This is a genomic window from Streptococcus marmotae, assembly GCF_001623565.1.
GTDB classification, from domain to species: Bacteria; Bacillota; Bacilli; order Lactobacillales; family Streptococcaceae; genus Streptococcus; species Streptococcus marmotae.
The window spans coordinates 1210983-1232425 of the sequence record NZ_CP015196.1; the positions used below are offsets into that span (position 1 = coordinate 1210983).

16 protein-coding genes and 2 pseudogenes are annotated in these 21443 nt (G+C 40.7%); 13 read left to right on the forward strand and 5 right to left on the reverse strand.

What is annotated here, in order from left to right; genetic code table 11:
• The first annotated feature begins 106 nt into the window (after window positions 1-106).
• From A4H00_RS06235 to A4H00_RS06240, 3 genes are all read left to right on the forward strand, one after another.
• A complete protein-coding gene (locus A4H00_RS06235; protein ID WP_067088241.1) occupies window positions 107-724 on the forward strand; it encodes a hypothetical protein in 618 nt (205 codons plus the stop codon).
• A gap of 491 nt (window positions 725-1215) precedes the next feature.
• Window positions 1216-1329: a TQQ cross-linked RaS-RiPP peptide gene (locus A4H00_RS12475; protein WP_423219709.1), complete on the forward strand. Its 114-nt coding sequence runs from the start codon at window positions 1216-1218 to the stop codon at window positions 1327-1329.
• A gap of 63 nt (window positions 1330-1392) precedes the next feature.
• On the forward strand, window positions 1393-2985 hold the full coding sequence (locus A4H00_RS06240; RefSeq protein WP_067088243.1) for an ATP-binding cassette domain-containing protein: 1593 nt from the start codon (window positions 1393-1395) through the stop codon (window positions 2983-2985).
• Between the two features lie 313 nt (window positions 2986-3298).
• Here A4H00_RS06240 and A4H00_RS06245 read toward each other — a convergent pair whose 3' ends face one another.
• Both A4H00_RS06245 and A4H00_RS06250 read right to left on the reverse strand, forming a co-directional pair.
• Window positions 3299-3922 carry a DUF2812 domain-containing protein gene (locus A4H00_RS06245; protein ID WP_067088246.1) on the reverse strand — a complete coding sequence of 208 codons (624 nt, stop codon included), beginning with the start codon at window positions 3920-3922 and terminating at the stop codon, window positions 3299-3301.
• Window positions 3923-3933: 11 nt separating this feature from the next.
• Entirely contained in the window at window positions 3934-4245 is a 312-nt protein-coding gene (locus A4H00_RS06250) for a PadR family transcriptional regulator (protein WP_067088248.1), read from the reverse strand.
• Between the two features lie 158 nt (window positions 4246-4403).
• Between A4H00_RS06250 and A4H00_RS06255 the strand changes: the two genes are divergently transcribed.
• The 4 genes and pseudogenes from A4H00_RS06255 (at window position 4404) to A4H00_RS11480 (ending at window position 10921) form a co-directional block, all read left to right on the forward strand.
• Window positions 4404-5120, forward strand: a complete 717-nt coding sequence (locus A4H00_RS06255) for a YebC/PmpR family DNA-binding transcriptional regulator (RefSeq protein ID WP_067088250.1) — start codon at window positions 4404-4406, stop codon at window positions 5118-5120.
• A 653-nt stretch (window positions 5121-5773) separates the two neighbouring features.
• The gene (locus tag A4H00_RS06260; RefSeq protein WP_067088252.1) at window positions 5774-7510 is read left to right on the forward strand and encodes an ABC transporter ATP-binding protein; all 1737 of its coding nucleotides are present in this window, start codon (window positions 5774-5776) and stop codon (window positions 7508-7510) included.
• Between the two features lie 8 nt (window positions 7511-7518).
• Complete coding sequence (locus A4H00_RS06265; protein ID WP_067088254.1) at window positions 7519-9294, forward strand: ABC transporter ATP-binding protein; 1776 nt, start codon at window positions 7519-7521, stop codon at window positions 9292-9294.
• Window positions 9295-9612: 318 nt separating this feature from the next.
• Window positions 9613-10921 (forward strand): annotated as a pseudogene (locus A4H00_RS11480) (transposase).
• A gap of 192 nt (window positions 10922-11113) precedes the next feature.
• On the opposite strand, the gene lctO reads toward A4H00_RS11480, so the two are convergent.
• The 3 genes from lctO to A4H00_RS06290 all read right to left on the reverse strand — a co-directional run bounded on the left by lctO (window position 11114) and on the right by A4H00_RS06290 (window position 14686).
• Window positions 11114-12250, reverse strand: a complete 1137-nt coding sequence (gene lctO, locus A4H00_RS06280; RefSeq protein ID WP_067088260.1) for an L-lactate oxidase — start codon at window positions 12248-12250, stop codon at window positions 11114-11116.
• A gap of 322 nt (window positions 12251-12572) precedes the next feature.
• Window positions 12573-13661, reverse strand: a complete 1089-nt coding sequence (locus tag A4H00_RS06285) for a low temperature requirement protein A (protein WP_067088262.1) — start codon at window positions 13659-13661, stop codon at window positions 12573-12575.
• A 29-nt stretch (window positions 13662-13690) separates the two neighbouring features.
• Window positions 13691-14686, reverse strand: coding sequence for a YdcF family protein (locus A4H00_RS06290; protein ID WP_067088264.1), 996 nt, complete (start codon window positions 14684-14686; stop codon window positions 13691-13693).
• Between the two features lie 184 nt (window positions 14687-14870).
• Between A4H00_RS06290 and A4H00_RS06295 the strand changes: the two genes are divergently transcribed.
• From A4H00_RS06295 to A4H00_RS06320, 6 genes and pseudogenes are all read left to right on the forward strand, one after another.
• Window positions 14871-15323: a MarR family winged helix-turn-helix transcriptional regulator gene (locus A4H00_RS06295; RefSeq protein WP_067088265.1), complete on the forward strand. Its 453-nt coding sequence runs from the start codon at window positions 14871-14873 to the stop codon at window positions 15321-15323.
• Window positions 15320-17085 (forward strand): annotated as a pseudogene (locus A4H00_RS06300) (ABC transporter ATP-binding protein). Before A4H00_RS06295 ends, A4H00_RS06300 begins: the two are co-directional and overlap by 4 nt.
• The gene (locus A4H00_RS06305) at window positions 17075-18823 is read left to right on the forward strand and encodes an ABC transporter ATP-binding protein (RefSeq protein WP_067088267.1); all 1749 of its coding nucleotides are present in this window, start codon (window positions 17075-17077) and stop codon (window positions 18821-18823) included. Before A4H00_RS06300 ends, A4H00_RS06305 begins: the two are co-directional and overlap by 11 nt.
• Before the next feature lie 299 nt (window positions 18824-19122).
• The gene (locus tag A4H00_RS06310) at window positions 19123-19560 is read left to right on the forward strand and encodes a CoA-binding protein (protein ID WP_067088269.1); all 438 of its coding nucleotides are present in this window, start codon (window positions 19123-19125) and stop codon (window positions 19558-19560) included.
• Entirely contained in the window at window positions 19560-20057 is a 498-nt protein-coding gene (locus tag A4H00_RS06315; protein ID WP_067088271.1) for a kinase, read from the forward strand. Before A4H00_RS06310 ends, A4H00_RS06315 begins: the two co-directional genes overlap by 1 nt.
• Before the next feature lie 52 nt (window positions 20058-20109).
• Complete coding sequence (locus A4H00_RS06320) at window positions 20110-21192, forward strand: hypothetical protein (RefSeq protein WP_067088273.1); 1083 nt, start codon at window positions 20110-20112, stop codon at window positions 21190-21192.
• The last annotated feature ends 251 nt before the right edge of the window (window positions 21193-21443 follow it).

Here is a 21443-nt window from a genome sequence, read left to right on the forward strand (position 1 = left end):
AGGATAAAATAAATGTAGGTGCACAGTGAAATCCCGTTGTCATAAAGGAAAGTAGTTGTTAAAACAATCGCAATGCTTGGATAGATGTATCTAAAAATGAGGGCTTATGAGAAAATTTTTACAGAATGTTGTGACAGAGGTTGTTTATTATTTAGAGTTAATCTTGTCTGCTATTTTGGCGGTGGCACTCTTGATTTTGTCGCTCTTGCTCTTAGGAGATTTGGTATCTGCTATTCCAAATGGGGTCCAAGGAGAGAATTTTTTGCAGGAATTTTTAGATCGGACGATTACACTCGCAGTTGGAGTCGAATTTATCAAGATGCTGTGTAAGCAATCGCCTCGTACGGTGATTGAGGTGCTGTTGGTTGCGATTGCTCGTCAGTTGATTGTCGAACATGCTTCGAGTGTTGATTACCTCATTGGCATGGTTTCGGTAGCGATTTTATTTGCTGTACGGAAATATCTCTTTATTCAGTTTGATGATTCGAATAATATCGTGATGCGGGCTAGTCAAAAAGTACAAGTAGCCAACATCCTTGCCCGTGTGAAAATTCCTGGTGAAAAAGGAGAAACACTCCGTGATTTTGTTGTTCGGAAGTTAAACGAAGACGAAAAAACAATTGCCATTGGTTCCTGTGTTTACTTGAAAAATGTAGCGCTCCGTGTGGACAATATGCATGGGGATTTGGTCACTCGGGTTGAAATCATTAAGAGTATGTATTAGAACCTATATTCACCGTTCAGCAACTCTATTTAGGGCTTATTTTTCGCTACTCATCGTTGCTTTTTTTCGAAATACAGTCAGTATTCCTTCAAAAAACGCCTTGATGATCGTAAAATAAGCTCCCGATTAGAATTACTTCGCTTATGAATATAGGTTCTTAGAAAGTGGACAGTTACGAGTCAAGGCCAAAAAGAGTTTGATACTATAAATTCTGTCATTGCGTACAATAGCATAAGACCGAGTCAAGGGGGATTTTAAGCGTAGAGCTCTCCCTTGGTTCGGTTTTTATTATGCCCCGTTCCTAGCTCGTGTTAGTTAAAAGGCAGAAAAGAATCACATTCTTTTTTACACGGACTATGGCGGAAATTCAATTTTCATTTCTTTTTTATTAAACAAACAAAAATACATATTGACAAAAATAAATGTGCTACGATATAATTATAACATACATGAGTTTATCATTATGAGCTTAATTAGAAGAAGAGCATTTTATGGCAAAATTGAATCTAAAAACCTTATCGTCAAAACTGTTGAATATTAAAAGTGTTCCTTTAAGTGGATGTGGAACAAAGAGAACTCAACAGACAAAAGGTCGATTAATTTAATAGCTATTGGTTTATCAACAAAAAATATTTGCGAAGAAATAGATAAAGTAGTAGGGGTACAAGATGAAAAATAAATATTTTTGGCTGACATTGCTATGTATCTTTATGGTTTCTCTTTTAAATATTGGCTTTTTGTACCAATATCGTGGGGTCATTGATACATTATCACAGCAACAGTTGAATCTATTTTTAGAACGTATTTTTTTGATGGTATTGACCGTCGTGGTGATGTTATTTTTCGAGTATAGTCGGCAATTGTTAAATATTATCTATTTAAATCAGATTGGTTTTAGGATACATGCGACTCTTCTGGGGAATATTTTTACCAAAGATTACGATGACTATACAAAGCATGTATCAGGTCACTATATGTCTGAAGTGAATAATGATATTGAACGTGTAAAAGAAAACTATTATGATTCACTTTTTACTATTTTTCAAGGAGTTTGTTCTTTCGTACTAGCTAGTTTTGCACTGCTAAGTTTGGACTTTCTCACGGCTAGTTTTGTGATTATCACATCTTTTTTACCAGTCATTATTCCCTATCTTTATCGGAATCGCTCGCGTCATCTTCAAAATACCGTATCAGATACACAAGCTATTTACAATACTCGGTTATCAGATATTCTAGAAGGATACTTGAATGTAAAAAATGCGACCTATTATCCCGCTGTGATGAGGGAGCTTGAGAGACGGTATAGTATGATCAATCGTGCAGTACAGCAGTCGGCATGGACAACCACTACCATGCGAATAGTAGTTGGTCTTATCTTCTATGCTACGACTATTCTCATCATTTTGATAGGTGGTTTTCAAGTTTTTTCAGGTGTCTTGACCTTGGGTGGGTTGACAGCTATTTTAACCATATCAGAGCAATTGGTTGATCCAATCAATAGTATCGCAAATGCTTTTTTAGACCTCCATGCGGTGAAAGATATTCAGCAACGATTGCAACCTGCAAGAGACGATGAGATCGCTTTTGCACTTGATGAAGTGAAAGAAAATCAAGAATTTAACACCCTAGAGTTTCAAAATCTAACGTATCAGAATGCTGAGCACGTCTTGTTTCAATCAGTTAACTATCGTTTTGAGAAAGGGAAAAAGTATCTTATTACAGGAAAAAGCGGATGCGGGAAATCAACATTGGCTCTTCTATTAACAAAGAATATACCGATTCAAACAGGCACTATTTTCTTAAATGATACGTCGTTTGCTACTCTTTCCTACCGGTTTATTCAGGATAAAATAGCCTACATTTCCCAGAAGTCTCATTTATTTCAAGATAGCGTGCGGTATAATCTAACCTTAGGAGCATCAGTATCAGATAACAAGCTATTGGAATTGCTAGCAGTGGTCGGATTACGGGAACGTTTCCCCGATAGTGATTCTTTGGAGGAAATGATTTCAGATGAAAGTAGTCTATCTGGAGGTCAACGACAGCGTCTGCTCCTTATCCGATCATTGTTAGAGGAAAAAGAAGTACTTCTCTTGGATGAGAGTCTATCTGCATTGGATAGTGCCATGTTTCAGCAGATAGAGGAATACTTGACAGGAATTCCTTATATAACCTTGATTCATATTTCTCATAGACTTTCAGAGCATGTCAACGCCTACTATGATGAGGTTATTGATTTGGATATGATACAGCCGACATAGAGCTACTCTTGGCCTACTGAAACAAAAATAATATCATAAAAACCGAATGGTGGTAGGTTCTCAGAAGAGACTAGGTTTCCACCATTCGGTTTTATAGCTGTTTATTCTAAATTTTGTATTCGATTAGGTGGTACAGTGCCGACCGCTCTGATTTTTTTAGCAAGGCGAGTTAACGACGTCAGATTTTGTTTTTTGACGAGTATTAGTCTGTTTATAGTAGATAAAAATGGCTATTGCTTTTGCTTAAGTGTAAAATAAATAAATGAGTAGCGAGCAAAAAATATGACATCGTGTTCTTGCTGGTTTTTGATCCCTATTTTGTTTTCTGTGGTTTATTTTTATAGGCCATATAGAGGTAAAAAAGAGCAGCTCCTAAAATAATGAGAGCAGGGAACATGCTTCGTAGAAAGAAGACAATGGGAGTTTCAAATAGGAAAGCTAGCCAAAAGTCAAGACCTGATTTTTCCCATAGGCCAGGAGTTAGATAGAGTTCTTTGAGGTTCCAAACGCTTTTCTGGTGATGAGAGCTGAGTTGGAAGATAATGGTGAAGTTTGCTATAAAGATAGTAAAAAAAGTCAGAGCTTGCTGTCTCACACGCTTGTAGAGGGCATTGCGGGATTCGTCATCTGAAAAAATATCTGTGTTACCGTCATTGTCAGCATGTGTAAAATACTGATAGCTCTCGCAGTTACTACCAGGAATCAAGGTCCAACCACATTCTGCAAAGAGAGATAAATAGTCGAGATAATCCTGGTTGGAGGGAAATTTCCGGTAGTCAATCCGAACGATAGGAATATCTGCTGGTTGTTCGATTTTTTCAAAGGTATAAGCGGCAGTGTAAGGATTGACCTTGATCAATCGATAGCCTTTGGATTGAACTTGGTTAATCCACTTTTCTTCATTTGGGATTGTTACAAAGACTTTATGCTTTTTCATAAGAAACCTCCTTAAAAATCAAAACGGCTAGCGAGAGTACTCAGCTTTCGTATGCGCTCGGTTTCGAGTGCTAGAATGCTCTTTCCTGTCGGGGTGATATGGTATATTTTTCTCCGACTGTCTGTGCTGGGGACGGCGATGATCCAGCCCAACTTGAGCAGATTTTCAATCGCTCCATACATAGTGCCTGCTGCGATGCGTACATCACCGTCACTCATGCTTTCGACCTCCTGCATAATGGCGTATCCGTGATTTGGCTTGAGGAGGGCCAGCAGGATATAGTAGGTTGTCTCGGTCAGAGGAAGGTATTGATTTCGTTTCATGGTTGCTCTTTTCTATTTGTATCGCTTAACTGTATAGTTTTATTATATATCGTTATACTATATAAGTCAACTGTATACTTGAAAAATAGCAAAAATCTTCTCAAATAGGGAATCTTATGGTATAATAAACCGATTGAAAAAAATGTAGGAGGTTCCTCATGGGACGTAAATGGGCCAATATTGTAGCCAAAAAAACAGCTAAGGACGGAGCAAACTCAAAAGTTTATGCTAAATTCGGTGTGGAAATCTATGCTGCAGCGAAAAAAGGTGATCCAGATCCAGAAACAAATACAGCCTTGAAATTCGTTATTGACCGTGCTAAGCAAGCACAAGTACCAAAACACATCATTGACAAGGCCATTGACAAGGCCAAAGGAAACACAGACGAAACGTTTGTAGAAGGTCGCTATGAAGGATTTGGTCCAAATGGTTCGATGCTGATTGTGGATACCCTTACTTCAAACGTGAACCGTACAGCAGCAAATGTCCGTGCGGCTTTCGGTAAAAATGGTGGAAATATGGGAGCAAGTGGTTCGGTTTCTTATTTGTTTGACAACAAGGGAGTGATTGTCTTTGCGGGTGATGATGCAGACAGCATCTTTGAGCAATTGATCGAAGCAGACGTTGATGTAGAGGATGTGGAAGCGGAAGAAGGAACGATTACAGTTTATACTGCCCCAACAGACTTGCACAAAGCTCTTGTGGCTTTACGTGAAGCAGGCATTAGCGAATTCCAAGTGACAGAATTAGAAATGATTCCTCAGTCAGAAGTTGTTCTAGACGGTGACGATTTAGCAACCTTTGAAAAATTGTATGATGTTTTAGAAGATGATGAAGATGTCCAAAAAGTCTATACGAATGTCGAAGGATTTTAACTGATACTCATTTCATTTCAAAAATGGCGATTTTGTCTATAACTACTTATTTTTTACTATAGAATGGAGTAGCCTAAGTGAGTCAAATAGGATGCTTTTTAGCAAATGAGATGAATAGTAATAAAAATAGATAATCTATGCCTGAACCATCTAAGAAAGTAGCAAAAATATTAACGTTGATTTTCATTAAGTATGAAAACAGCTTCCTTGAACCGGTGAAAGAGAGAAGACTTTCAGAAGGTCGAACAGTTGAGTTTCCCTAAAAACTCTGTTATACTGAAGTAAAATAAAGTGAAAAAGTGCTGTCTAGTGCTTTTTTCTTATTGTGATACTCTATAAAATCACTATCTGACTTGGTAGCGAAACCGTAAGTAGTTGAAAGAGAAACTGGATCCAAGTCCAGTCTTTCTCATTAAAATGAGTAAAGACAGATTGATGCAGGAACCTGTTCGCTTTTTAAACTCCAAAGCCTGAAAATGAACAAGCTAGAGGCTGGAGCTTAGAAACTAAAGATCGAAGTTTCTTTTTGATCGTTTTATGTTTTTTCACTCTCAATCTGGAAATAAGGAAAGTTGTTACGTTTTTCAACAGTTCAACAAGGTGAGTTAAGGACGAAAGAAGCTGATTTTTAATGAGTATGAAAAGGAGGAAAAATGAACTATATCTGGTCTTATTTGAAAAAGTACCCCAAATGGTTGGTTTTGGATTTAATTGGGGCTATCTTTTTTGTAGTGGTCAATCTTGGTCTGCCTACAGTTCTAGCACGAATGATTGATGAGGGGATTAACCAAGGTGACCAGACGCGGCTCTCTTATTGGGCTTTTGTCATGTTGGCGGTGATTGTAGTAGGAACCATGGGGCGTATCGTTTTGTCTTACGCAGCTAGTAAATTAACCACCAGTATGGTACGGGATATGCGTAACGATCTCTATGGCAAGTTGCAGGAATATTCTCATCATGAATATGAGCAAATTGGGGTTTCATCTTTGGTCACTCGGATGACCAGTGATGCCTTTGTGTTAATGCAGTTTGCAGAGCAGGTCTTGAAATTAGGGGTCATTACTCCGTTGATGATGCTATCAAGTGTGATGATGATTTTCTTGACTAGTCCCTCTATGGCCTGGATAGTTGCCTTTGCCATGCCATTTTTAGCCATGGTGGTCTGGTATGTGGCGGTAAAGACTCGCCCGCTTTCTGAAAAACAACAAAAAACCTTGGATAAAATCAATCAATACGCTAGAGAAAATGTGACTGGTTTGCGGGTGATTCGTGCCTTTGCACGCGAGGAATTTCAAGAAGAGCGTTTTGCAGAGCAAAATGACCTTTATGCTCAAAATTCCAATCGTTTGTTCAAATTGACTGGTTTGACCGAACCGCTCTTTGTTCAGATTATCATTGCCATGATTGTCGCCATTGTCTGGTTTGCCCTAGCACCACTTGGTCGGGGAGATTTGCAAATTGGAGATTTGGTCGCCTTTATTGAGTATAGCTTCCACGCCCTCTTGTCATTCCTCTTTTTGTCCAATCTCTTTACCATGTATCCTCGGACAGCTGTTTCCAGTGAGCGGTTGAAGGAAGTCATGGCGATGTCGATTTCGATTAACCCAAATGAGGATGGGGTAAGAGAGACAGAAACCCGAGGATATTTGGAATTTGAAAATGTCACCTTTGCTTATCCGGGAGAAACAGAGAGCCCTGTGTTACATAATATTTCCTTTAAGGCGAAACCAGGAGAAACCATTGCCTTTATTGGCTCAACGGGTTCTGGGAAATCTTCTTTAGTGCAGTTGATTCCACGTTTTTATGATGTGACGCTTGGAAAAATCATGGTAGACGGTGTGGATGTGCGTGCTTACAATCTCAAGGCCTTGCGTCAGAAGATTGGTTTTATTCCGCAAAAGGCTCTCTTGTTTACAGGAACCATTGCTGAAAATCTGCGTTATGGAAAAGAAGATGCCAGTCAGGAAGAATTGCACCAGGCTGCAGATGTTGCACAGGCACGTGAATTTATTGAAAGTAAGGAAGAGCAATTTGAAACCCACTTGGCAGAAGGGGGGAGTAACTTATCTGGTGGACAAAAGCAACGCCTGTCGATTGCGCGTGCAGTAGTCAAAGAGCCAGATATTTATATCTTTGATGACTCTTTTTCAGCCTTGGATTATAAGACAGATGCGATTTTGCGCCGCCGTTTGAAAGAAGTGACAGGCCATGCCACTGTCTTAATCGTGGCCCAACGTGTTGGAACCATTATGGATGCCGACCAAATCATCGTTCTTGACAAGGGAGAAATTATCGGTCGTGGGACACATGAAGAGCTCATGGAGAGCAATTCTATTTACCGTGAAATTGCCAATTCTCAGCTGAATAGCCAATCATTAACCGAAGAATAGGAGGAAATATGAAACAATCTAGCTTTGCTCGTTTATGGAGCTATTTAAAAGAATATAAACTGGCACTTTTTGTAGCCATTTTCCTCAAGATTTTAAGTGTCGTGATGAGTGTCTTGGAACCGTTTGTACTGGGACTTGCCATTACCGAATTGACCAAAAATCTGCTGGACATGGCAAAAGGTGTAGCGGGTGCTGGTATCAATGTGACGTATATTTTTTGGATATTGGTGCTCTATTTCATTCGTGCTCTTTTCTATGAGATTGGGGCCTACTATTCTAATTATTTTATGACCAATGCTGTGCAGCAGACGGTTGCGGATTTGCGAAATGATTTAAGTAGAAAAATCAATCGGATTTCGGTATCTTATTTTGATCAGCAACAATTTGGCGATCTTTTGGGACGTTTTACCAGTGATGTAGAGACAGTCTCAAATGCCCTCCAACAGAGCGTGCTCCAGATGGTCAATGCTATCTTTACCATTGTGCTGGTGGTGGCCATGATGCTCTTTTTAAATCTGAAATTAGCCATCATTGTCATAATCAGCATTCCCTTGACCTACCTAGGTGCCCAGTTTATTCTAAAAAAATCCCAGCCTTATTTTAAAGAGCAGGCCGCTATTTTAGGGCGACTGAACGGATTTGTGCAGGAAAATTTATCCGGTTTTCATGTCCTAAAACTCTATGGTCGTGAGGAAGCCTCAACAGAGGATTTTCAAGCTATTACAGACCGTTTACAGCAGGTCGGTTTTAAGGCTAGTTTCATTTCTGGTTTGATGATGCCGATTCTTCATGCGGTGTCTGATTTGACCTATTTGATTGTGGCAGTCGTTGGTGGTTTACAGGTCATTGCAGGCACTTTAACAATCGGAAATATGCAGGCCTTTGTTCAATATGTCTGGCAGGTGAGCCAGCCTATTCAGAACTTAACACAGCTAGCGGGGCCATTACAAAGTGCCAAATCATCGCTTGAACGGATTTTCCAAGTCCTCGATGAAGCAGATGAGCCGATGGAAGTAACCGAGCAGTTGACGCATGACCTGACTGGACAGGTTAGCTTCCAGCATGTTGATTTCCAATATGTGGAAAACAAACCCTTGATTCGTGATTTTAACCTAGAAGTCAAGCCTGGGGAAATGGTGGCCATTGTTGGTCCGACAGGAGCTGGGAAGACAACCCTGATTAACCTGTTGATGCGTTTTTATGACGTCACAAATGGGGCCATCACGGTGGATGGTCATGATATTCGCCAGTTATCTCGTCAGGAATACCGTAGGCAATTTGGGATGGTCTTGCAAGATGCTTGGCTCTACGAGGGGACGATTAAGGAAAATCTCCGCTTTGGAAACTTGGAGGCAACTGATGAGGACATTATCGCGGCAGCCAAGGCGGCAAATGTGGACCACTTTATTCGCACCTTGCCAGGTGGTTACAATATGGAAATGAACCAAGAATCCAGCAATATCTCGCTAGGACAAAAACAGCTTCTAACGATTGCGCGTGCCCTACTGGCTGATCCGAAAATTTTGATTCTGGATGAGGCGACGAGTTCGGTCGATACGCGGTTGGAACTCTTGATTCAAAAGGCTATGAAGAATTTAATGAAAGGGCGAACCAGTTTTGTCATTGCTCATCGTTTGTCGACCATTCAAGAAGCCGATAAGATCCTCGTCTTAAAAGACGGTCAAATCATTGAACAAGGAAATCATGAAAGTCTTCTAGCTGATAAAGGTTTCTATTATGATCTCTACACGAGTCAGTTTGCTAAAAAAGAAGAAAGTGCATAAAAAGCCTACTAGCTCTCAGTTTGAAGAAAAAGTCCATTTTGGTGCTTTTTCTTCAAACTTTTTTGCTGATGCTCATCAACAATCAAAGTTAGCATTTTTGAGACTTTCTTAGCTGGTTTGAACACAAACTACCTATTTTTTATTCCTATCCTTTTCGACTTACTTAAACTGATTCATTTTCAAGCAAAAATAAAGGCTCTATAATATCTGTAGTGGGTAAATCCACTATGGAGATTATGGAGCCTTTTTCAGTGTGGAAAAAAAGTTCCATATGACCTATAATGAAAAGCGAAGAAACTATCATTTAGAAAGACTCATATGGAACAACTAAATCTTATCACAAATTTTCTCAAAATGAAAGACAAAAATATCACGATCACTAATGAATGCGACATGGGAACACACTTAGAACTCCACGGTCACTTGGATTACACAGCCCCTAAATGCCCTTCCTGCAAAGGACAAATGGCTAAGTACGACTTCCAAAAAGCCTCTAAAATCCCCTACTTAGAAACTGCTGGCTACCCGCTACTTATCCGCCTTCGAAAGCGTCGTTTCAAGTGCAAGGAATGTGGGAAAATGGCGGTCGCTGAAACTCCTATTGTTAAGAAGAACCATCAAATCTCTGTCGCTGTCAACCAGAAAATCGCACAATTACTCATCGAAAAGCAAGCAATGACACATATCGCACACAGACTTTCCATTTCTACATCTACAGTTATTCGAAAACTCAATGAGTTTAAGTTTGAAACGGATTGGGCTAAGCTTCCAGAAGTCATGTCCTGGGATGAGTATGCCTTCAAGAAAGGGAAAATGAGCTTTATCGCTCAAGATTTTGACACAAATAACATCATCGCTATCCTTGATGGAAGAACGCAGGCGGTCATCCGAAATCACTTTCTACGATACCCTAGACAGGTCAGAAACCGCGTTAAAATCATCACTATGGACATGTTTAGCCCTTACTACAAATTGGCCAAACCCTTCGCCCTCCAATTTCTAAGCTCAGGCTGAAACAGTCTATTCCCAGACTGTTTCACTCCCTTACGCCAAAATCGTGCTTGATCGTTTCCACGTTGTGCAACATCTCAGCCGTGCTATGAACCGTGTCCGTACCCAAATCATGAATGCTTTTGACCGCAAATCGCATGAATACAAGACGCTCAAACGCTACTGGAAACTGGTACAACAAGATAGCCGTAAACTCAGTGACAAGCGGTTTTATCGCCCTACTTTTCGCATGCACTTAACCAACCAGGAGATTGTCGCTAAACTGCTCGGCTATTCTCAAGAACTGAGAGAACACTACGAGCTCTATCAACTACTGCTTTTTCACTTCCAGGAGAAGCAAGCTGACCAGTTTTTTGGACTTATCCAAGACGCTCGGCAGACTGTCAACCCGATTTTCCAGACCGTATTTAATACCTTTTTGAAGGACAAGGATAAGATTCTCAACGCCATGGAATTGCCTTACTCAAATGCCAAACTTGAGGCGACGAATAATCTCATCAAAGTCATCAAGCGTAATGCCTTTGGATTTCGGAACTTTGAAAACTTCAAAAAGCGGATTTTGATTGCCATCAACATCAAAAAAGAGAAGACCAATTTGGTCCTCTCTAGGTGTTAGCTTTTCATCTACCCACTACAGTTGACAAAGAGCCAAAATAAATAGGTTGATATCGAATGGCTATTTTTGAAATTACATGAGTATCAATAAAAAACTCTTAGAAGGGGCTTACAAATCGCTTTTCTAAGAGTTTTTTAGATTTTTAGGTTCCTTAGTGTCTTTCTTTAGTTTCTAAGAGTTTGGTCACTCTCTTTAATCCAATTTTAAGGCATCTGGATTGAATGGCATCGCAGGGTCGTACGGATTGTGACGAAGTTTGAAGTGCTTCACATCTTCAATAGTCTGTGTACCTGCTAGCTGCATAACCATTTTCAGTTCTTCATTGATTTTTTCAAATACTTGACGAGTTCCGACGCTTCCACCTAGAGCAAGTCCATAAATGACTGGACGACCAAGTGCAACAAGGTCTGCACCGGAAGCTAGGGCTTTAAAGACATGTTGTCCACGACGAACGCCAGAGTCAAAGACGATTGGAACACGTCTGTCAACAGCTTCAACTACTTCTTGAAGGGAGTCAAAAGCAGCAGGACCGCCGTCTAATTGACGCCCACCGTGGTTGGTTACCCAGATACCAGAAGCTCCAGCATTCAATGCACGAAAGACATCTTCTGCGCATTGGGGTCCTTTGACATAAACAGGCAGTCCAGAGTATTGAGCAATGTATTCGACATCTTTTGCGGAAAGAGCTTGTTTTGCAGAACGATAGACAAAGTCCATGGTTTTACCAGCACCGTCTGGGAGATATTCTTGCACAATTGGCATGCCGACTGGGAAGACAAAGCCGTTTCGTTTATCGACTTCACGGTTTCCTCCGACTGTTGCGTCAGCGGTTAGGACGATGGCTTTGATACCTTGTTCTTTTACCCGGTCCATGATATGGCGGTTAATCCCATCATCTTTGCTGTAGTAAAATTGGAACCATTGTGGTGTTCCATTGAGACTTTGAGTAATTTCAGGAATATCGGTTGTCGCATAGGAACTGGTAGTGAAAATCGTTCCAAACTCACTGACACCTTTGGCACTAGCTACCTCACCTTGCTCATTGGCCAATTTGTGAGCAGCGACGGGCGCCATGATGATAGGAGAAGTCAGGGTATCTCCATCATACACAACCTCGGTAGAAGGATCCTCCACACCTTTTAAGCTGTGGGGAACAATCAATTTATGGTTAAAGGAACGAATGTTTTCATGTAAGGTAAAGGTATCTCCAGCACCACTTGCAATGTATCCAAAAGCACCTTTTGGTACGACTTTTTGAGCCATTTTTTCTAGGTCAAAGACATTGACGAATTCTACAGGTCCTTCAGCATTACTTGTTTTGAAATCCATACGGTTTTCCTCTAAATCTAGCTAGATGTACTTTCTAAATTTTTAATCTATTTCTGTTAGCGCTTACAATAACAGTGTAGCATACCTTGAAAACGATGTCAATTTGTTTGCTTATAAAAAATATGAATATTTCCTAGATGAAAATATGCGGTCGTGATTGCAAAGAAATAGCTAGAATGTAGTGAGTAGAACATCTAAGAATTGCTGTAGCTTTAGTGGTTGTAGAGAATAAAATATCTAGAGGAAAAATAGCTATTATTCTGAATTTTGGTCATATAAAAAGAAGCTGGACTTCTTGTCCTGCTTCGATAGAGCGGTTAAATCATTTTTTCTGTCTAAAGGTTAATGAAATCATACGATAGGTCATCAGAACAAAGAAAAGTCCGAATAAAAAGAGTTGTTCTCGAAAGAAAAAGAGAAGAATACTTCCCACTACTAGATAGAAGGTATATTCTAGTTTTTCTCGTTTGTTGATGAGGAATTCTACCTTATAGTAGGGAGTTAGGGAAAGGAGGGATAGGTAGAAAAGAAATATTCCGATTAGAAAGAAGGCTAGACCAAATCCTGCATGGTGGCTTGGTAGTAGCTCAAGACCGACTGTAAAGAAGTTTAAAGCAAGTATCAGAAAAGTATGTGCATAAAAAAGAAGAAGGGTGTCAGCGATTTGGTGATGGTTGAGGTTTAAGTGAGTATGAGAGATATAGTAGACAAAAAGGAAGGCCATCCCGATAAAAAAGGGGATACCTGTCAGAAGTTGATGTCCTTGGAAGCTCTTCAAAATCGCAATAACTGCCTCTCCGAAGGTGATAATGGTAATCAATTGTACCCGCTCGACTGCATGAGGGAAATTAAGGCTAGCACTATTTTTAAAAAAGCCTTTAGGACGGACGAGAAAAGGAAAGATAAATGGGATGAAATAGACGATCAATGACCAAGCATCATAGGTCCAGTAGTGAAATAAAGTCGCAATGGTGGCCATCAAAAATGAGATGACTAAAGAAGCGGTATATAAAATCGATTGGCGTATTTTTGTGTTGAAACCAATTTTTCGACCTCTCAAGATATATTGCAACAATATAATAATATAAGAAAGAAATGAGAAGAAATTAAAAGGAAGGGCGTGACTTTTGAAGTCCATACTGAAGTGAAGCCCCAATTGCCCGATGACAAACATAGATGGAATAATGGTAAGAATATCTAGCAGATCCTGTTCCCCAAAACGATTGAGATAAAAGGTTTCATTGATCCAAAGAGAAGAGATAATCAGATTACCAGCGATAAAAGAGAGGATAGAACGGATAGTCACGCCCTCATTGTGGAGTAGATTAACTAGGCTTGACGTTGTTAAAACGAAGACCAAATCATAAAATAATTCGTAGTTCGAAACACGTTTTGCGATAATTTTTGACATAAAACCTCCGAAAGTAAAAGTATACGATGTTAGAAAAAGAATGAACTAATCCAAGAAAAAATAGTAAGTCCGATAATGACAGCATGCCACTTCCAATACATGACAAAGAGTCCAACTGTTTCACGAATCCAGGCACTTGGGAGATAGTAAAGGGCTGTTTTAGAGCCTACGCTGCGGCCTTTGAGCTTTAGTTTACGCATGTAAATCCCTGCCCGTAAGGAGTGAAAACTGTTGGTCACAACAAGAAAATGAGGGGAGGGTCCTTGTTTTTCATCGACCAATTTCTTGGAAAAGGTTAGATTTTCAAGGGTTGTTGTGGAATGGTTTTCGTACAGAAGTTGATCAGCAGGCAATCCTCTGTCAAGCAAGTAGCACCCCATAGCCCTGGCTTCAGAAATTTTTTCATCAGCTCCTTGACCACCTGAGACGATAATAGTAGGTTGTTTGTTGAACATTTCATAGTAAGAAAGTCCCTTGTCTAACCGTTGGGCAAGCAGTGGTGGGATCTTGTCTCCAATCAGACCAGAACCTAGCACGATGATGTAGGCAGGTTGGTAGGTGAGTGGAAACAGATTGTAAAAGAATCCATAAATGACATAGGATAGATAGAGGAAGCTACCGTAGAGAAGTAGGTTATCCAATAATTCGGTGATTTTTTCAATAAAGAAATAGTGGTTTAAGGAATGGAGAGCAAGGGTGATTAGAATGGTAAGTCCGTAAAATAATGAGAGCAGATTAGCTAATCGACGTCCTTCAAAGGTCAGCATTTGTTTCCCGTTAAAAAGAAGGTAGATGGTAGATACCATCACGCTTAGTGGAATGAGCAAAAGCCCACCTATCAGAATGAAAATGGCGAACTCTTTGTCCCAGAAGCTGAGTTGTACGACGAAAAATCCTGCAAGGATAGCGACAAAGAAAATCAGCGTCATCAAAAAAAGATAGGCATTGAACAGCTTGCGGGGTTCTATCAAAAATGAAACGAGAAACAGTAGGGCTGGGATTAGCCAAACTACATGAAGAATCATAAAGGTGAGTCCTCTCCTTCAATAAATGAATTTATCTGATAAGTATACTATAAATTCAAACGGTAGAACAGCGTGGTAAAAGGATGCAAAAAGAAATCGTTCTCATAAGAACTTTTTTCTTGACTTTTCTATTGGACGTGCTAAAATTGTTCTCATGGTAACGAATTTGGAAAGGAAGATGACCATGACAACAGATCCACTTCAGGAGTTTAAGCAACTGTCTCATAAAATGGGGACGGTTTTTCATACCCTTGCTAAGGAATATGACATGAATTTATTAGCTGGACCGCAAGGGCATGTCTTGCATTATTTGGCCCTGCATGACCAAGAGGAAATCTTTATTAAGGATATTGAACAAAAGATGAAGATTTCAAAATCGGTGGCTAGTAATCTCATCAAGCGTATGGAGAAAAACGGCTTTGTCGTTGTCGAGCCGTCAACGATTGATAAGCGAAAGAAAATTGTACGTCTGTCGGATTCAGCTCGAGAAAAAAGTCAGCGTATGGGAGATTTTTGGGCGGAGTTGCGCAAACAGTTGGTCGAAGGAATTGCAGAAGAAGATTTACAAGTTCTCTCTAAAGTCATTCGACAACTTCATCAAAACTTAGAGAAAATTGAACAAAAGGAGAAAGAATGAGTAAACTATTTAAACGCTTAAATAGAAAAGAGTGGTTGATGATTTTGGCCAGTATTGCTTTTGTGTGCTTGACCGTCTGGTTGGAATTAGAAGTGCCGAGCTATATGTCCGAAATCACCAAACTTTTGCAATTACCAGATACGACTACTTCGGATCTCTGGGAACCGGGCTTAAAAATGTTGGGTTTGTCCTTAGCTAGCTTTGCTAGTTCAGTCATGGTGGGCTTTATTGCCTCTCGTTTAGCAGCAGGATTTACAACCCGTTTGCGGAAGGATATTTTCCACCGTGTCTTGGATTATTCAGATGCAGAAATCAAGCGGTTTAGCATTCCTAGTTTGCTGACAAGGACGACAAATGACCTTACCCAGATTCAGCTTCTATTTACCATGGGCTTGCAGGTAGCGACTCGTGGACCGATTATGGCAATTTGGGCCTTGAGCAAGATTGTCGGGAAATCCAATCATTGGTTATGGGCGGTGATTGTGGCAGTATTGATCAATCTTGTCATGATGACCATTCTAGTAACCCTTGCTTTTCCAAAACAGAAAATTGTCCAAAAATTGACTGACCGTCTCAATAGTGTGACACGTGAAGGATTATCAGGTATCCGTGTGGTACGTGCCTATAACGCTGAAGACTATCAGGATAGCAAGTTTACTCAGGCCAACGAAGAATTAACAGCGCTTAACTTGTTTGTCAGTCGCTTAATGGCGATTATGAATCCAGTCATGATGACGATTTCAAGTGGCTTGAGTTTGGCTATTTATTGGATTGGGGCTTATCTTATCAACGAAGCTGAGCTAACAGATAAGCTGTCAATTTTCAGTGATATGGTGGTTTTTACGTCCTATGCCATGCAGGTTGTCATGGGCTTTATGATGATGAGTGCCTTATTTATCATTTTGCCGCGTGTCTTGGTGTCCACCAAGCGGATTAACGAGGTTTTGGAGTTGACATCTTCCATTACTTCACCTCAAGTGTCGCAAGTGGGACAAGAAAATGCAGACCAAATCGTCTTTGAAAATGTGACTTTCCGCTATTCTGATACGTCAGAGGCGGTTATTGAGCAGATTAACTTTACCGCTAAAGCAGGTGATACAGTGGCCTTCATTGGCTCAACAGGTTCTGGAAAATCAACCTTGGTCAATCTGCTTCCGCGATTTTATGATGTGAGTGAAGGACGGATTCTGCTCGACGGCGTTGATGTGAGAGACTACAGTGAGGCGGATTTGCATGCCAAAGTCGGCTATATTCCGCAAAAAGCTGTTTTATTCTCGGGGATATCCGTAGCAATATCGACTTTGGGGAAAGCAAGGAAAGTCCACTCAGTGATGAAGCGATTTGGGAGGCCTTGGATTTGGCACAGGCCAAAAGCTTTGTCGAGGAAAAAGAAGATGGTCTTTCTTCCCACGTTTCCCAGTCTGGAAGCAATTTTTCTGGAGGACAGCGTCAGCGCTTAGCTATTGCTCGTGCCCTTGCTCGTAAGCCTGAAATCTTGATTTTTGATGACTCTTTCTCAGCTCTTGATTATCGGACGGATCGTACTCTTCGGGAGGAACTCGCAAAGCGTACTGCTGGTATGACCAAGTTGATTGTTGCACAGCGGATTTCAACGATTATGGATGCGGATCAAATCTTGGTGCTTGACAACGGAAAAGTAGTCGGTCAAGGAACCCATAAAGAATTACTTGCACAGAACGAAGTGTATCAAGAAATTGCTTACTCACAATTATCGAAGGAGGAATTGGAAAATGGAAAATAAAAAATCTTCTTTATTGAACCAGATGAAGCCCTATACCAAAGGCTTCCAAGTTCCTTTTGTCGTTGCGGTGATTGGAGCGATTATCTCAAGCATTATCACGGTAATTGGTCCTGATAAACTCAGCGAGATTACAGACTTGATCACCAAGGGCTTGATGACGGGAATTGATACGGATAAGGTGTCAGAAATCGCGATGACCCTAGCTATTCTTTACGGAATTGGAGCGGTGGTTAACTACGCTCAAGCCTTTACTATTTCAACAATCGTTCAGCATTTTTCAAAACGGTTGCGGACGGCGATTGCAGAAAAAATTAACAAACTCCCTCTCCGTTATTTTGATAGTCATTCGCAAGGTGATACCTTATCCCGTGTCACCAATGATGTGGATACGGCTAGCCAATCCCTCAACCAAAGTTTGGGGACGGTTCTTTCTTCTAGTATTCTCTTGGTAGCAGCCCTCATTATGATGTTTAAAACCAATGTGACCTTATCCTTTGTCACCATTGCTTCTGTCTTGTTTGGCTTTGTCTTTGTTGGTATTATCATGGGGCGTGCAAAGGGCTTCTTCAAAAGTCAGCAGACCAATCTTGCTAATGTAAATGGCTATGTAGAAGAAATGTACTCTGGGCATTCGGTGGTTGCTAGCTATCATGCGGGTCGTACAGTAAAAGAAGAGTTTCAGCATCTCAATCAAGCCCTGTACACAAGTATGTGGAAATCCCAATTCATTTCAGGGATTATGATGCCCATGATGATGTTTATCGGAAACTTTGGTTACGTCATGGTTGTAGTGACAGGAGCAGCCTTGACACTAAATGGTCATGCAACCATGGGAACGATTGTAGCCTTTATGGTCTATGTGCGGATCTTCTCTCAGCCCCTTTCTCAGATTGCCCAAGGTTTGACAGTCTTACAATCAGCTAGCGCTGCGATGGGTCGTGTGTTTGAATTCTTGGGTGAGCCTGAAATGGAGGTGGACAGCCATAAGGCACAAGAACTTAGTACTGTAAAAGGCGATGTCACATTTGAGCACGTTTCCTTTGGCTATTCTGCTGATAAGACCATTATCCATGACTTCTCCGCAATAGCTAAGGCTGGGCAAAAAATTGCCATTGTGGGGCCAACAGGAGCTGGAAAGACGACCATTGTCAATCTCTTGATGAAGTTCTATGACATTGATCAAGGCCGTATTTTGATTGACGGGATTGATACCAAAAATATGAAACGTTCTGAAGTTCATGATGCCTTTAGTATGGTCTTACAAGATACCTGGCTCTTTGAGGGAACGATTAAGGAAAATCTGATTTATAATCAAAGCCATGTTTCAGACGAAGCGGTTATCGAAGCTGCCAAAGCAGTCGGAGTGCATCATTTTATTATGACCTTGCCGAAAGGCTACGATACCCTGCTAGATGATACGGTAAACTTATCTGTCGGGCAAAAACAATTGCTAACCATTGCACGTGCCTTGTTGAAAAATGCTCCCCTTCTGATCCTTGATGAGGCAACTAGCTCTGTTGATACGCGGACAGAGGAATTGATCCAAAGGGCCATGGATAAACTGATGGAAGGCCGTACTTCCTTTGTCATTGCCCACCGCCTATCCACTATCCGAAATGCGGATCTCATCTTAGTGATGAAAGACGGCAATATCATTGAACAAGGCAATCATGATGCTCTGATGGCTCAAAATGGCTTCTATGCCAACCTTTACAACAGCCAGTTTGTCGAGGAGTAAAACAGTCCAGTGGACTGTTTTAGCCTCGTGCCTAAAAATAGGAAAGCGCGAGTAATGTCCAGTGGACTGTTTTAGCCCCGATCCCAGAAACCCGACAGCGAGGGCAGTTCAGTGAAGCATTTTAGCCTCGTGACTATAAGTGTTAGTACTCTAGTAACTTGGTGAGGTGCCTTAGCTCCGAGCCTAGAAATGGGAAAATGAATCCATTAGGTTGAACGATGTTAGCTTCACATTTGACTTATATTTTTGTAAAATGTGAGGGTTTTCATGCTATAATAGAGAAAAAAGGAGGAAGTACCATGTACGAATTTCAAAATCCAACAGACGAACAAGTGAAGAGTTATCTAGCTAATAGCAAGACCATTGCAGTGGTTGGCTTGTCCAATCGTGAAGAAACAGTCAGCAACCGCATTGCGAAATTTATGCAGGACATGGGCTATCAGATTATCCCAATCAATCCTCGTCTAGCTGCTAGCGAGATTTTAGGGGAAACGGTCTATGCAACTCTAGCAGATGTTCCTGTAGCGGTTGACATCGTGAATGTCTTTCGCAGAAGTGAGTTTTTGCCAGATGTGGCACGGGAGTTTGTTGAAACAGATGCTAAAATTTTTTGGTCCCAATTAGAGCTTCAAAACGAAGAGGCAGCCGCTATTTTAGAAGCTGCCGGTCGTGACGATGTGGTGATGAATCGTTGTATCAAGCGAGAATACGTGCGCTTGATGACAGGAGCAAGCTAGTGGCAACTTTAGTCATCATCCGCGGCAATTCTGGTTCAGGAAAGACAAGTCTGGCAGAGGCATTGCAACATCATTATGGCCGTAAAACCTTGGTGATTTCTCAAGACAATGTCAGAAGAACTATGTTGAAAGAAACGGTTGAGCCAGGAAATCTATCCATTGGGCTGACAGAAGCCATTGCACGCTTCGGGCATGCAGAGGATTTGCTGGTCATTGTTGAAGGCTTTTATGAAGCTGATATTTATGGGGAGATGCTAGTGCAATTGCATCAGCTGTTTGCTCCTCGTGTTTATGCCTATTACTATGATATCCCCTTTGAAGAGACGGTTAAGCGGCATGCTACTCGTTCCAAAAGGGCTGATTTTACACCGGAGGATATGAAACGGTGGTGGAAAGAGAAGGACTATCTTGGTTGGGCAGAAGAAGTCTTGCTGTCAGCTGAGCTGAGTTTAGAGGCGACTGTTCAGCTGATTTGTCAAGCAATTGAACATAGCTGATGAATGGATTGAAAAAATAGCATTGTTTTTGTAAAAAATAAAGGAAAACGGAATGAGTTATTTAACAGAAGAATTATTTGGCAATGTTGAAACATTTTTAGAGGAACACCTCACAGAATATGAAAGTGTTGAAGAAGCGGTCGCAGCTTATATGAACCTATACAATGAGCAAAATCAGAAAAAACGTCAAGGTCAGGCAGGTTTCATGGAATTGTCTGATTTGCTGGAAAAATTAGCCTACGAAAGAGAAGAGACAAGCCGTTTACAACTTGCTCAGCAGATTTTGGAACGAGACAAAGAGAATATAGATGCAAAGATTGCCCAGTTGGAAGTAGAGTCAGTTAACCAATTGGAAGTATTATCCCAACTCAAGGAATTCGAGAGTCAGGAGCGGAAAAAGTGGTTAAAAGGAGAACGGTCTGGTTGGGTGAATTTCAAAGAACGGCCCTACATGCGTTTGAAAAATCGTTTGGCTTTTCAGTATTTTAACCAAAAAATGTATCCACAGGCTTTGAAACATTTTGAAGAACTCTATCGGATGAACCCTAGTGATAATTTGGGAAGTCGGTATATGATGATGGTACTTTATTGTTTTCTTTACCAATGGGACAAGGCTGTGAAATTTGCAAACCAGAAAGAACACAAAGAGGATGCGGAGATGATTGGGAAACTCCTTGTGTTGGCGATTATCACAGAGCGGAGTCTGGATGCCCAGCGTCTCTTTAAGAAAATGGTAGATCTGGATGAGAATTTTCTAGCTGCTCTTGACTTTTCTAGAGATGTAAAAAGTGCACGTACGATGTTTTCGATTTCAAAAGAGGGGTATTTCGAAGTTTCAAGTCTTTCCTTATTCGATGGATTAGAGGAGTTTCTGTTTGGGACAGAAATTGTCTTTGAATGGTTACGGAAGCACTATGAAGAGTATTATCAGGCAGAATTTGAGCTTCATACAGTACGCAATCCGCTATTTGCGGGTTTACCAAGTGGAGCCGTTGAATCCTTGCTTGAAGAAGGCTTGATTCGACCAGAAGATTTTCAGTCATTTAAGAAAAAGGATTTGTTGGCTCTGCAAGGGATTGGCAAGGTGAGTGTAGAGCGCTTGATTGTTAATGGTGTTCAGCTGAAAGAAGGTTAATATTGCTATAAAATAAGGAGATTTATCTATCGAATCTCCTTATTTTTTGTTAGGCAATTCTAAAAATATACTGCTGAAATCTGTAGTATCAGGAGGGGAAGATGGGAATGTGTAGCAGCAAAACTGTAGAAGGTAAAATCCAACTCCTCTGAATGTTAGTGGAAGAGAGTCAACTTGCCTATTTGGTATAACATCATGGTGGTTTTGCCCGGTTTTTGGCCCTAGTATTTTAAATGATAATTGTCTGATAA